This is a genomic window from Aeromicrobium sp. IC_218, assembly GCF_004336805.1.
GTDB lineage: Bacteria > Actinomycetota > Actinomycetes > Propionibacteriales > Nocardioidaceae > Aeromicrobium.
In genome coordinates this window covers 89,931-101,570 of record NZ_SJXM01000012.1, presented here as the reverse complement: position 1 = coordinate 101,570, position 11,640 = coordinate 89,931, and the positions used below count along the sequence as shown (strand labels likewise).

General features: G+C 72.6%; 12 protein-coding genes and 1 riboswitch. Of the genes, 2 read left to right on the top strand and 10 right to left on the bottom strand.

Annotation, left to right across the window (positions count from 1 at the left end; genetic code table 11):
• Position 1: 1 nt before the first annotated feature.
• On the bottom strand, positions 2–1,456 hold the full coding sequence (locus tag E0W78_RS13310) for a dicarboxylate/amino acid:cation symporter (RefSeq protein WP_131404433.1): 1,455 nt from the start codon (positions 1,454–1,456) through the stop codon (positions 2–4).
• Positions 1,457–1,645: 189 nt separating this feature from the next.
• Positions 1,646–1,771, top strand: a riboswitch (SAM riboswitch).
• 13 nt (positions 1,772–1,784) lie between these two features.
• Here E0W78_RS13310 and E0W78_RS13305 point away from each other — a divergent pair.
• Positions 1,785–3,098 (top strand): aminotransferase class V-fold PLP-dependent enzyme, encoded by a 1,314-nt coding sequence (locus E0W78_RS13305; protein WP_131404432.1) that lies wholly within the window; start codon positions 1,785–1,787, stop codon positions 3,096–3,098.
• A 58-nt stretch (positions 3,099–3,156) separates the two neighbouring features.
• On the opposite strand, the gene E0W78_RS13300 is transcribed toward E0W78_RS13305, so the two are convergent.
• From E0W78_RS13300 to tig, 8 genes are all read right to left on the bottom strand, one after another.
• Positions 3,157–3,759, bottom strand: a complete 603-nt coding sequence (locus E0W78_RS13300) for an ATP-dependent Clp protease proteolytic subunit (protein WP_019146048.1) — start codon at positions 3,757–3,759, stop codon at positions 3,157–3,159.
• Entirely contained in the window at positions 3,756–4,346 is a 591-nt protein-coding gene (locus E0W78_RS13295) for an ATP-dependent Clp protease proteolytic subunit (RefSeq protein ID WP_019146047.1), read from the bottom strand. The genes E0W78_RS13300 and E0W78_RS13295 overlap by 4 nt, the downstream gene beginning before the upstream one ends.
• A 97-nt stretch (positions 4,347–4,443) precedes the next feature.
• On the bottom strand, positions 4,444–5,256 hold the full coding sequence (locus tag E0W78_RS13290) for an ATP-binding cassette domain-containing protein (RefSeq protein WP_131404431.1): 813 nt from the start codon (positions 5,254–5,256) through the stop codon (positions 4,444–4,446).
• On the bottom strand, positions 5,253–6,275 hold the full coding sequence (locus E0W78_RS13285; protein ID WP_131404430.1) for an ABC transporter permease: 1,023 nt from the start codon (positions 6,273–6,275) through the stop codon (positions 5,253–5,255). Before E0W78_RS13285 ends, E0W78_RS13290 begins: the two co-directional genes overlap by 4 nt.
• A gap of 3 nt (positions 6,276–6,278) precedes the next feature.
• Positions 6,279–7,241 carry a sugar ABC transporter substrate-binding protein gene (locus tag E0W78_RS13280; RefSeq protein ID WP_131404429.1) on the bottom strand — a complete coding sequence of 321 codons (963 nt, stop codon included), beginning with the start codon at positions 7,239–7,241 and terminating at the stop codon, positions 6,279–6,281.
• 81 nt (positions 7,242–7,322) lie between these two features.
• Complete coding sequence (locus tag E0W78_RS13275; protein ID WP_131404428.1) at positions 7,323–7,796, bottom strand: SRPBCC family protein; 474 nt, start codon at positions 7,794–7,796, stop codon at positions 7,323–7,325.
• Entirely contained in the window at positions 7,783–8,835 is a 1,053-nt protein-coding gene (locus E0W78_RS13270; RefSeq protein ID WP_131404427.1) for a hypothetical protein, read from the bottom strand. The genes E0W78_RS13275 and E0W78_RS13270 overlap by 14 nt, the downstream gene beginning before the upstream one ends.
• Before the next feature lie 77 nt (positions 8,836–8,912).
• A complete protein-coding gene (tig, locus tag E0W78_RS13265; protein ID WP_131404426.1) occupies positions 8,913–10,271 on the bottom strand; it encodes a trigger factor in 1,359 nt (452 codons plus the stop codon).
• A 138-nt stretch (positions 10,272–10,409) separates the two neighbouring features.
• On the opposite strand from tig, the gene E0W78_RS13260 reads away from it, so the two are divergent.
• On the top strand, positions 10,410–10,754 hold the full coding sequence (locus E0W78_RS13260; RefSeq protein WP_131404425.1) for a ribonuclease E inhibitor RraB: 345 nt from the start codon (positions 10,410–10,412) through the stop codon (positions 10,752–10,754).
• Between the two features lie 4 nt (positions 10,755–10,758).
• Here E0W78_RS13260 and E0W78_RS13255 read toward each other — a convergent pair whose 3' ends face one another.
• Positions 10,759–11,631, bottom strand: a complete 873-nt coding sequence (locus E0W78_RS13255) for an SDR family NAD(P)-dependent oxidoreductase (RefSeq protein ID WP_131404424.1) — start codon at positions 11,629–11,631, stop codon at positions 10,759–10,761.
• Positions 11,632–11,640: the final 9 nt, after the last annotated feature.

Here is an 11,640-nt window from a genome sequence, read left to right as displayed (position 1 = left end):
CTCATCGGGCGCGGGCGGGGGTGGCGGGACGGTCGTCGATCGCGCAGGCACCCACAGGCACCGACGGGTCGATCGTGACCGGGGCGGACGGGAGGCTGGAGGACGCCGCGTGACGGCCGGCGGGCTCGTCCTCGGTGTCGTCGGCGTCGGGCGCGTCGAACACGGCGTCGTCGAGGCGGCCGACGCGGCGGGCGACGACGGTCGCGGCGACCGCGGCGGCGGTGACGTTGCTCATCGTGCGGGCCATGTCGACGATCGCGCTGATCGGGAGGGTGAGGATGACGACCTCGAGCGGCAGGCCGGCGGCCGTGAGGACGGTCGTGGCGGTGACGGTCGCGGTGCCGGGCACGCCGGCGGTGCCGACCGACACGAGCAGGCCGAGCACGACCAGGAGCGCGTAGTCGCGCAGGCCGTAGTCCAGGCCGAGCCCGTTGACGGCGTAGACGGCCAGGACGATTGGCCAGACGCCGGCGCAGCCGGGCATGCCGATCGTCGTGCCGAGCGGCGCGGTGAACCCGGCGACGTCCGCGGGCACGCCCACGCGCTGGACGAGCAGGCGGGTCGTGAGCGGCAGCGTGCCGGCGCTGCTCTGAGTCGTGAACGCGGTCAGCTGCGCGGGGGCGATCTTGCGGAAGAAGCGCACCGGCGACACGTCCGCGGCCACGCGCAGCACGATCGCGTTGACGACGAACGCGCTGGCGAAGCACGCCACGTAGGAGACGACCAGCAGGCCGAGCAGCGAGAGCAGCTGGTCGCGGCGCCCGGTCGCGCTGGACGCGGCGACGGCGGTGAGCACGAGCACGGCGTAGGGGGTGAGCGCGATGACGAAGCCGACCGCGCGGTAGACGATCTCGCGCGCGGCGTCGATCAGCGCCTTGAACGGCGCCACCTTCTCGGGCGTCCGCTCGGCGACGAGGGCGTACGCGATCGCCACCACGACGCTGATGAGGATGATCGGGATGATGTCGTTGTCGGCGACCTCCTCCACCACGTTGGTCGGGAAGAACCCGATGAACACCTCCGAGAACGGCTTCTTGATCGCGTCCAGCGACCGGGTGTCGACACCCTGGGAGGCCAGGTCGGCGCCCTTGCCCACGCCCGCCTCGAGCGCGAGGCCGAGGGTCAGCAGGATCGCGATGAGGTTGAGCCCGAGCAGCCAGACCACCGAGCGCGTGCCGATGCTGCGCAGCGCGCGGGTCGAGCCGAGCGCGGTGATGCTGGCCAGGATCGAGACGACGACCAGCGGCGCGACGATGGTGAGCAGCAGGTTGATGTAGACCCGGCCCAGCGGGCGCAGGTAGTCGACGTGGTCGCGCAGCACGATGCCCAGCCCGACGCCCACGAACAGCGCCAGGAAGGTGCGCGTCGTGAAGCCGACGCCCACCCGGCCCAGCACGTACAGGCCGGCGAACAGGCCGAGGGCCAGCCCCAGCCCGATCAGGTTCCACTGCTCCACGTGCGTGCTCCTCCTCGTCCGGCGGCCCGGCCGTGGTGGGGCCGGTGCCGCGCCGGCGGAGCGGGTGCGACCGCCGGACGAGGTGAAGCGTGTCGGTGCGTCAACCGGTTCGGCGTTCGTCTCACATCGTGGGAAGGTGTCTCACAATCCGATTGCGTCCGGCGTGTCGCGCGTGGCAGGGTCCTCCCAGGTCATGAGCACCAGCGGCGTCCTACGACGCACAGCCCCGGCTTGCTGGTCGGCAACCCTCCCTCGCGGCGGGGTGCTCCGGGTGACGACCCGGCCCGCGCCGACCGGCGTGGGCAAGCGCGAGCGGAAGGCCCCTGCCATGTCCCGACCCCTGCTGTCCGTCGTCGGCGCCGACGTCGACGTCCCCCTCCTGGACGGGCGGCGCGTGCGGCACGTCAACCTCGACCACGCGGCCAGCGCCCCGGCGCTGGAGTCCGTCGCCCAGCGCGTCACCGCGGCCCTGCCCTACTACGCGAGCGTCCACCGCGGGGCCGGCTACGCGTCCCAGGTCAGCACGAGCCTCTACGAGGACGCCCGCGCGACGGTCGGCGCGTTCGTCGGGGCCCGCGCGCACGACGTCACCGTGCTGGTGCGCCACACCACCGACGCGCTCAACCTGCTCGCCTCGGCCGTGCCGGGGCGGGTGCTGGTGCTCGACCTCGAGCACCACGCCAACCTGCTCCCGTGGCGCGACGCCGCCGGCGGCGTCGAGACGCTCGCCACCGCGCCGACCGTCGCGCAGACCCTGGAGCGGCTCGAGGCGGCCCTGGTCGCCGGCGGCCACGCGCTCGTGGCCGTCACCGGCGCGTCCAACGTCACCGGCGAGGCGCTGCCGCTCGACGCGGTCGTCGCCACGGCCCACGCGCACGGCGCCCGGGTCGTCGTCGACGGGGCGCAGCTGCTCGCCCACCGACGCTTCTCGCTGGCCGGCACGGGAGCGGACTACGTCGCGTTCTCGGGCCACAAGCTCTACGCCCCGTTCGGCTCCGGCGCGCTGGTCGGTCGCCGCGACTGGCTGGACACCGCTCCCCCGTACCTGGCCGGCGGTGGTGCCGTGCGCCGGGTGACCGCCACCGACGTCACCTGGGCGGACGCCCCCGCCCGCCACGAGGCCGGGACGCCGAACCTGCTCGGCGCGGTGGCCCTGGCCGCCGCGGCCGACGCGCTCGCGGCGCTCGACGGCGCCGAGGCGCAGCAGCACGAGCAGGCGCTGGTCGAGGACCTGGTCGGTGGGCTCTCGGCCGTGCCCGGCGTGCGCGTCGCCCGGCTCTGGCCCGACTCGGCCGCCCGCGTCGGCGTGGTGACCTTCGCCCTCGAGGGCACCGACCCGGGACTGCTCGCGGCCTACCTCGCCGCCGAGCACGGGGTCTCGGTGCGCGACGGACGCTTCTGCGCCCACCCGCTCCTGGACTCGCTCGGCTGGGGCGCCGGCGCGGTGCGGGCCAGCGTCGGGCTGGCGAGCTCGGCCGCGGACGTGCGGCGGCTGCTCGACGGGGTGCGGGCCTGGGTGGCCGGCGACGTGCAGGGCGACTACGTGCAGGACGGCGGCACCTGGGCGGTGCGCGACGACCGGCGTCCGGCACCGTTCGGGCTCGCGCTCGCACCGACCGCGGCGGCGCCCTGCGCGGTCTGACGCACGAGGGCCCCGGACGTCGGTGACGTCCGGGGCCCTTCGTTCGGTGTGGCTCGGCTCAGACGGCCGGCACCTTGAGCGAGTCGAAGACCTGGTCGACGATGCCGTACTCGACGGCCTGCTCGGCGGTCAGGATCTTGTCGCGCTCGACGTCGCGGCTGATCTCGCTGGCGTCCTTGCCGGTCGCCTCGGACAGCATCGACTCCAGCAGCTCACGCATGCGCAGGATCTCGTTGGCCTGGATCTCCAGGTCCGAGATCTGTCCGCCGGTGCCCTCGGTGTAGGGCTGGTGGATGAGGATGCGGCTGTTCGGCAGCGCGTAGCGCTTGCCCGGCGTGCCGGCGGCCAGCAGCACCGCGGCGGCCGAGGCGGCCTGGCCGAGGCACACGGTCTGCACGTCCGGCTTGAGGTAGCGCATCGTGTCGTAGATCGCCGTCATCGCGGTGAACGAGCCACCCGGGCTGTTGATGTACAGCTGGATGTCGCGGTCGGGGTCCATCTGCTGCAGGCACAGCAGCTGGGCCATGACGGCGTTGGCGACGTCGTCGCTGATCGGGGTGCCGACGAAGATGATCCGGTCCTCGAAGAGCTTCGCGTACGGGTCGATGCGGCGGAAGCCGTAGGAGGTGCGCTCCTCCCACTGCGGGATGTAGTAGCTCACTGCACTTCTCCTGTCGTGACGTCGGCCGCGCGGGTGACCACGTGGTCGATGAAGCCGTACTCCTTCGCCTGCGCCGGGGTGAACCAGCGGTCGCGGTCGGAGTCGAGGTCGATCTGCTCGACGCTCTGGCCGGTGTGCTGAGCCTGCAGCTCGGTGAGCTGCTTCTTGAGCAGCTTGCTCTGCTCGGCCTGGATGCGGATGTCGGAGGCCGAGCCGCCGATGCCGCCCGAGGGCTGGTGCATCATGATGCGCGCGTGCGGCAGGGCGTAGCGCTTGCCCTTGGTGCCGGCGGCGAGCAGGAACTGGCCCATGGAGGCGGCCAGGCCCATGCCCACGGTCGCGACGTCGTTCGAGATGAACTGCATGGTGTCGTAGATCGCCATGCCGGCGTCGACCGAGCCACCGGGGCTGTTGATGTACAGGAAGATGTCGGCCGTCGGGTCCTCGGCGTTCAGCAGCAGCATCTGCGCACAGATCGCGTTCGCGTTCTGGTCGCGCACCTCCGAGCCGAGGAAGACGATGCGCTCCTTCAGCAGACGGTTGTAGATGTGGCCGTCGAGGTCCGAGGGGCCGGCGTCGGCGGCCATGCGGGGTGTCGTCTCAGGGTTCACGTTGTCGACCCTAGACGGCCACCCTCCCGAACACACGCGAGACCCGCGCCTGTTCGCTGTCGGCAGACGACGCTCAGGCCTCGTCGGACGCGGGCGCCACGACCGGCGCTCCGGGCCGCTGCAGCTCGTGCGTCAGCGCCTCCATCTCGGCGCCGCCGGACATCATCGAGGTGAGCTCCTCGAGCGTGATGTCGGCCTTGGCGTACTCGCCCATGCTGCGCCCGCGGCGCAGCAGCAGGAAGCGGTCGCCGACCGGGTAGGCGTGGTGCGGGTTGTGCGTGATGAGCACGACGCCCAGGCCCCGCTCACGCGCCGCGGCGACGTTACGCAGCACGACGCCGGACTGCTTGACGCCCAGCGCGGCGGTCGGCTCGTCCAGGATCAGCACGCGCGCGCCGAAGTACGCGGCGCGGGCGATGGCCACGCACTGGCGCTCGCCGCCCGACAGCGTCCCGATCGGCTGGTCGACGTCGCGCAGCTGGATGCCCATGGACGCCATCTCGTCCAGGGTCACGCGCTTCATGCGCTCGACGTCGAGGCGGCGGAACGGGCCGCGGCCCTTCGTGAGCTCGGAGCCGAGGAAGAAGTTGCGCCACACCGGCATGAGCCCGACGACCGCGAGGTCCTGGTAGACGGTCGCGATGCCGGCGTTCAGCGCCGCACGCGGGTTGGCGAACGACGTGGGCTCGCCGTCGACGAGCAGCTCGCCGTCGGTGTGCTGGTGGGCGCCGGACAGGATCTTGATGAACGTCGACTTGCCCGCGCCGTTGTCGCCCAGCACGCAGGTGACCTCGCCGGCGTGGACGGTCGTCGAGACGCCCTCCAGCGCGGTGACCCCGCCGTAGCGCTTGCCGATCTCGCGGACCTCGATCAAGGGAGTGGTCATCGGGTCGCCTCCGCCTGCTTGCGCACCCACAGGTTGATGAGCACGGCACCGAGCAGCATCGCGCCGAGGAACGTGCGCAGCCAGTTGTTGTCCCACTGGGCCGCGTTGATGCCCATGAACGTCATGCCGTAGATGAGCGCGCCGAGGGACGCGCCGACCGCCGAGCCGTAGCCGCCGGTCATGAGGCAGCCACCGACCACGGCGCAGATGATGTAGATGAACTCCTGGCCGACGCCGGTGTTCGCCTGCACGGTGGACGTGCGGAACAGCGAGATCATGCCGACCAGCCAGCCGGCGCCCGCGGTGAGCATGAACAGGCCGATCTTGGTCTTGATGATCGGGACGCCGACCGCGCGGGCCGCGGGCAGGTCGCCGCCGACGGCGAAGATCCAGTTGCCGGCGCGCGTGCGCAGCAGCACCCAGCTGGCCAGGGCGGTGAACGCCAGCCACCACAGGATCGAGACGTAGAACGTCCCGCCACCGATCTCGACCGAGCCGCCGAAGATCGGCTGCACCGAGTCGTAGTACGGCACCTTCGTCATGCCCTGGATCGCGACCTCGCCCGTGAGCGCCTTGGTGACGGCCAGGTCGACGCCCTGCAGCACGAAGAACGTGCCCAGCGTGATGATGAAGCTCGGCAGCCCGGTGCGGACGACGAGCACGCCGTTGAGCGCTCCGACGGCCAGCGCGACGACGAGCGAGAGCAGCACCGCGACCCACACGTTGAGCCCGTACTGCGTCGTGCAGACGCCCACCCACAGCGCGGTGAAGCCGGTCATGACGCCGGCCGAGAGGTCGAACTCACCGCCGATCATGAGCAGCGCCACCGCGACGGCCATGATGCCGAACCGCGAGGCAGACTCCAGCCACACGCCGGCGCCGGCGGCGGTCATGAAGGTGTCGGTCTGGACGCTGAAGAACACGAGCACGACGACGGCCGCCACCCACGCGCCCGTCGTGGGACGGGCGAGCAGGCGGCGGACCGGCGAGGTGCTCGACGTGAGCGAGGCGTCGGTCATGCGTCAGCGCGTGCCGTTCTTGGCGAACTCCGCGACCTGGCCGACGTTCTCCTTGGTGACGAAGGCCGGGCCCGAGTTGACCGGCTGGCCGCCGCCGACGTCGTTGCCGTTGATGTCCTTGAGGTACAGCGTGGTCACGCCGAGGTAGCCCTGGACGTAGGGCTGCTGGTCGACCGCGAACAGGATCGAGCCGTCCTCGATCGCCGTGATGACGTCCTCGGTGATGTCGAACGTCGCGACCTGGGCCTGCGAGCCGGCCTCGTCGACCGCGCCGACCGCGTCGATGCCGTACTGGCCGCTGAGGGTCAGGACGCCGTCGATGCTCGTGTCGGACTGCAGCTTGGCCTTGATCGTGGCCTTGACCTCGGCGTCGTTGGTGCCGTCGACCTGCAGGTTGGTCATCTTCGCGCCGAGCGCCTCGGCCGCCGCCTTGCAACGGGCCTCGTGGCCGACGTTGCCGGCCTCGTGGATGACGCACAGGGCGTTCTTCCAGCCGGCGGCCTTGAGCTGCTCGCCGGTCTCGGTGCCGGCGATCGTCTCGGACTGGCCGATGTGCGTGATGGCGCCGAACGCCTTCGAGCTCTCCTGGCCGGAGTTGATCGTCACGACGGGGACGCCCGCCGCGACGGCCTTCTCGATGCTGGACTGCAGGCCCTCGGGGTTGGCCATCGACACCACGATGCCGTCGACGTCCTTGGCCACCGCGTTGTCGATGAGCTGGGACTGCTCGGCCGGGTCGTTCGAGCTGGAGTAGTCGACGCTGACGCCGTAGTCGTCGCCCGCGCGCTCGGCGCCGGACTTGACCCGGTCCCAGAACGTGTCGCCGGCGGCGGCGTGCGTGATGACCGCGTAGGTCAGGTCGCCGGTCTCGGTGGACGCGCCGGTCTCCTCCTGGCCCGTGCCGCTGCAGGCACCCAGCAGGGTGCCGGCGGCGAGGACTGCCGCGGCGAGCTTCAGCTTCGTCATGGGTGGTGCTCCTTGGTGGATCAGGCGGGTGCCGTCGATCGGGGGCGTGCGCCGTCGCGGCGTCGCGACGGCCCGCCCACCTTACGCGGTGGTAGGCGCGCGCTCGGCCTCGGCCTTGATCCGGGCCAGGGTGTCCTCGATGCCGCGCTGCAGCTCGGCCTCGAAGGCGGGCACCCCGCCCATGAAGCGGTTGATCAGGAAGTTCGAGATCGCCTTGCCCGGCGCCTTCACCCGGCGGCTCTCGGTCAGGCGGGTGCCGGTGGCGGTCGGCTCGAGCTCGTACGTCCACGTCGTGCCGTTGATCGGCACGTGGAAGGCGAGCACGCGCTCGCGCTCGAACCGGGTGACCTTCGACGTCGTGGGCCACCACAGCGGGCCGCGGTTGTTGAGGTTGACCGTGACCGTGCCCTCGCTGACCGGGCCGCGCAGGATGAACATCTTCTTGCACTGCGGGCTGCGCTCGCCCATGCGGCGCAGGTCGGCGACCACCTCCCACACCGACGCGGGCGACGCGTCGACCTCGGTGCTCGCCTCGATGAGCTCACGCTCGGCCATCTGGTTCTCCTTCGGTCGGGGTGGGGCCCAGCATGGGCGCAGGACGCGGGCCGAGCCACCTGACGAGCAGGTCGGCGACGCGCGGGTCGTGCAGCAGGCGGTGCCCGGGACGCCGGGCGACGTGGACGGTGGTGCGTGGGAGCGGGGCGACCGCGCGACGGTCGGGACCCCAGGCGGTGACGGCGTCGGCCCCCTCCACCGCCGTCGGGGTGAGGGTACCGACGAGCAGGGCCGCGCGGCCGGCGCCGAGCGCTCGGGCCGGTGCGGGACGCAGCGGCTCGGCGAGCCGGGCCAGCTTCTCCCCCGGCGCCCCGGACTCGGGCTCGCCGAGCAGCACGACCTCGCGGACCAGGGCCGGCCAGTCGGCCGCCGAGGCCAGCCCGTGCCGCGCCGCGGCCTGGACGACGCGTCCGCCCAGGCCGTGGCCGACCAGGCTCAGCCGCGTGACGCCGCCGGGCCAGGCACCCACGAGGGACGTCAGCAGGCCGGCCAGCTCACGTCCGGTCTCGCCGGGCGCGCGCCCGGTGGCGTAGCGGACGACGACCGGCGTCGCCGCGGTACGCGCGGCGACGGCGGCCGGGTAGCAGGCGCCCGAGCCCGGGCCCCAGGACCCGTCGTGCTCGAGCAGGCCGTGGACGAGCACGACGACGTGCCCGCTCGGGCGCGGGAAGGCGGCGGCGAGCGCGTCCGGCCGGAGCGGGACGTCGCGTCCGTCGGCGCGGACCGTCATCGTGGGGCCGAGCGGCGCGGCCGGGTCGAGCGCGTCGAGCGCGGCCAGCAGGCCGGACGCGCGTCCGTCGAGGCGGGGACCGACGCCGTGCCGGCCCAGCAGCCGCAGGCCGGCGGCCGACCCGCGCAACCCCCGGGACCCCGCGGCGTACGCGGTGCCGGCCGCCGACTCGTGCAGGTGACGCAGCGGCGGGACGGGGGCGAGCAGCCGGTCGGCGAGCCCGAGGTGGGCGTCGCGCACGCGGGGCAGCAGGCGCCGCTCCCCCTGGTCGGCGAGCCAGGCGAGCGCGTCGGGGGTGCGGGCGGGCATGGCGGTCATCCTGCCCGCCGGGAACGACGAAGGGAACCCCGCGCGAGCGAGGTTCCCTTCGTGAGATGCGGCGAGGATCAGGCCTCGGTCGACTCCTCGTCGGCGTACGAGCCGTCGGCCTGCAGGCGGGCCAGGTCGAGGCTGTCGCCGTTGCCGTCGACGACCTTGGCGTTCTCGACCAGCTGGGCCAGGGCCTTGCCGCGCATGACCTCGTTCATCATCTCGGGCACGTGGTTGTGCTCCATGATGTGCTGGATGAACGACTGCGGGTCCTGGCCGGACTGCTGCGCGCGACGCAGGATGTGCTGCGTCAGCTCGGCGTCGTCGACCTGGATCTCGTCGCGGCGGATGATCTCGTCCAGGACGAACTGGGCCACGATCGCGTCGCGGACGTTGCGGTCGAGCTCGGCCTCGAACTCCTCGACCGTCTGGCCGTTCTCCTGGTCCTTCAGGTAGTCCTCGAGCGTCATGCCGATGCCGGCCAGCTCGGCCTCCATCTGCTGACGGCGGGCGCCGATCTCGGAGGTGACCAGGTCCTCGGGCAGCGGGACCTCGATCTGCTCGACGATCTTCTCGAGCACCGCGTCGCGGGCCTCGGCGGCCTGCTCCAGGCGCTTGCCGCGCGTGAGGCGCTCGACCAGGTCGGCGCGCAGCTCCTCGACGGTGTCGAACTCCGACGCCATCTGCGCGAACTCCTCGTCGAGCTCGGGCAGGTGCTGCTCCTTGACGTCCTTGACCGTGACGGTCACCTCGACCTCCTCGCCGGCCAGGTCGCCACCGGCGAGCTGGGTGGAGAAGGTCGCGCTCTCGCCGGCCTTGAGGCCCTGGACGGCCTCGTCGAGGCCGTCGAGCATCGTGATCTTGCCGACCGTGTAGGGCATGCCGTCGGCCTGCGCGGCCTCGATCGGCTCGCCGTCCTTGGCCGCGGACAGGTCGATCGTCAGCGCGTCGCCCTCGGCGGCGGCGCGGTCGACCTCGGTGAAGGTGGCGAAGCGCTCGCGCAGGCCGTCGACCTGCTCGTCGACGTCGGCATCCGCGACCTCGGCCGTCTCGACGGTGACCTCGATCGAGGAGATGTCGGGCAGCTCGATGGCCGGGCGGACGTCCAGCTCGGCGGTGATCTCGATCGGCTCGCCGTCGTTGAACTTGGTGAGGTCGATCTCGGGCTGGCTGAGCGGCATGAGGTCCTGCTCCTGCACGGCCTCGTTGTACCAGTTCGGGAGCGCGCTGTTGATCGCCTCGTCGAGCACGGCGGCACGGCCGACGCGCTGGTCGATGATCGCGGCGGGGATCTTGCCCTTGCGGAAGCCGGGGACGGTGACCTGCGAGCCGATCGAGCGGTACGCCGCGTCGAGGCTCGGCTGGAACTCGTCGAAGGGCACCTCGATGGTGAGCTTGACCCGGGTGGGGCTCAGCGTTTCGGTGCTGCTCTTCACGATGTGGACTCCTGTTGGTCGGATGCGTTCGGGCGCCGTGGAATCTCGGCTCACACGGGCGACGATCCAGTGTACGGGACCGGACGGACGGGCCGAATCCGGCCCGCGCGGCACCGGACGGCGCTAGGGTCGCGCGCCATGGGACTGTTCAAGCGCCGCCCGCCGGCCCCGGTCACCGGGCACGCCGGGGACGACGCGACCCTCGCCCAGCTCGTCCGCCTGCGGGTGGACCTGACGCGGCCGCGGCTGTGGGAGCACTTCCTCTACTGCGCCGACGCCGCCGGCCAGCGCTTCCTGGAGGCGCGGGCCCGGCACGCCGGGTGGGACGTCGCGGCCGTCGCGTCGGGCCACGGCATCGTCGCCAGCCGCGCGGACCTGCCGGTCGACGCCTCCACCGTCCCCGAGGCGCGGACGTTCTTCGAGTCGCTGGCCGCCCACGTCGACGGTGGCGAGTACGACGGCTGGGGCGCCGAGGGCGACTAGCCGCTCAGGCCACCGGCTCGGCCGGCTCCGGCGCGCGCGTCGCGGTGGGCGCCTTCACGACCGTGCCCAGCACGCGTCCGTAGCCCGTGGGCATGAGCCGGGCCAGCACGTCCGGCACCACGGCGGAGTAGGCGATGAGCACGCGCGCCTTGCGCCGCTCGACGCCACGCAGGATCTGGGCGGCGGCCTTGTCGGCCGGGTAGGTCAGCAGCTTGGCGAAGGCGCGCTTGCCGCGGGCCGCCTCCTCCTCCGTGGCGCTGGCGGCGACCCGCGCCGTCTCGGCGATGCGGGTCTTGATGCCTCCGGGGTGCACCGTGGTGACGCCGACGCCGTGCGGCTCGAGCTCGTGGCGCAGCACCTCGCTGAAGCCGCGGATCGCGTACTTGCTCGACGAGTACGCCGACTGCCCGGCCGGGCCGATGAGCCCGAACAGGCTGGACACGTTGACCACGTGGCCACCGGACGAGCGCAGCAGCGCGGGCAGGAGCGCGCGGGTCAGGTCGACCGGGGCCTGGAAGTTGATCGCCATCACCCAGTCGAACTCCTCCTTGGTGACGTCGAGGAACCCACCGCCCAGCGCGACGCCCGCGTTGTTGACCAGCAGGTCGAGCCGGTCGGACGCGGCCAGGACGTCCGCGGCGAGCGCCTGCACGGCGTCCGCGTCGGCCAGGTCGGCTACGTGGGTGGTCACCTCGAGCGCCGGGTGGGCCGTGCGCAGGCGGCGCGCGACGTCATCGAGCCGCGGCCCGTCCCGGTCCACGAGCACCAGGTGGGTGCCGCGGTCGGCGAGCTGGAGCGCCATCTGCTCGCCCATGCCGCTAGCGGCACCGGTGACGACGGCGCGGGCACCGCCGAAGGAGAAGGGAGGAAGAGCCATGGTGGGCCT

Bases quoted from the DNA above. Each gene is read 5' to 3' on its own strand.
- E0W78_RS13305 (WP_131404432.1), top strand. From the start codon at position 1,785: ATGTCCCGACCCCTGCTGTCCGTCGTCGGCGCCGACGTCGACGTCCCC.
- E0W78_RS13295 (WP_019146047.1), bottom strand. From the start codon at position 4,346: ATGGCCGCCGACGCCGGCCCCTCGGACCTCGACGGCCACATCTACAAC.
- E0W78_RS13290 (WP_131404431.1), bottom strand. From the start codon at position 5,256: ATGACCACTCCCTTGATCGAGGTCCGCGAGATCGGCAAGCGCTACGGC.
- E0W78_RS13285 (WP_131404430.1), bottom strand. From the start codon at position 6,275: ATGACCGACGCCTCGCTCACGTCGAGCACCTCGCCGGTCCGCCGCCTG.
- E0W78_RS13280 (WP_131404429.1), bottom strand. From the start codon at position 7,241: ATGACGAAGCTGAAGCTCGCCGCGGCAGTCCTCGCCGCCGGCACCCTG.
- E0W78_RS13275 (WP_131404428.1), bottom strand. From the start codon at position 7,796: ATGGCCGAGCGTGAGCTCATCGAGGCGAGCACCGAGGTCGACGCGTCG.
- E0W78_RS13270 (WP_131404427.1), bottom strand. From the start codon at position 8,835: ATGCCCGCCCGCACCCCCGACGCGCTCGCCTGGCTCGCCGACCAGGGG.
- E0W78_RS13260 (WP_131404425.1), top strand. From the start codon at position 10,410: ATGGGACTGTTCAAGCGCCGCCCGCCGGCCCCGGTCACCGGGCACGCC.
- E0W78_RS13255 (WP_131404424.1), bottom strand. From the start codon at position 11,631: ATGGCTCTTCCTCCCTTCTCCTTCGGCGGTGCCCGCGCCGTCGTCACC.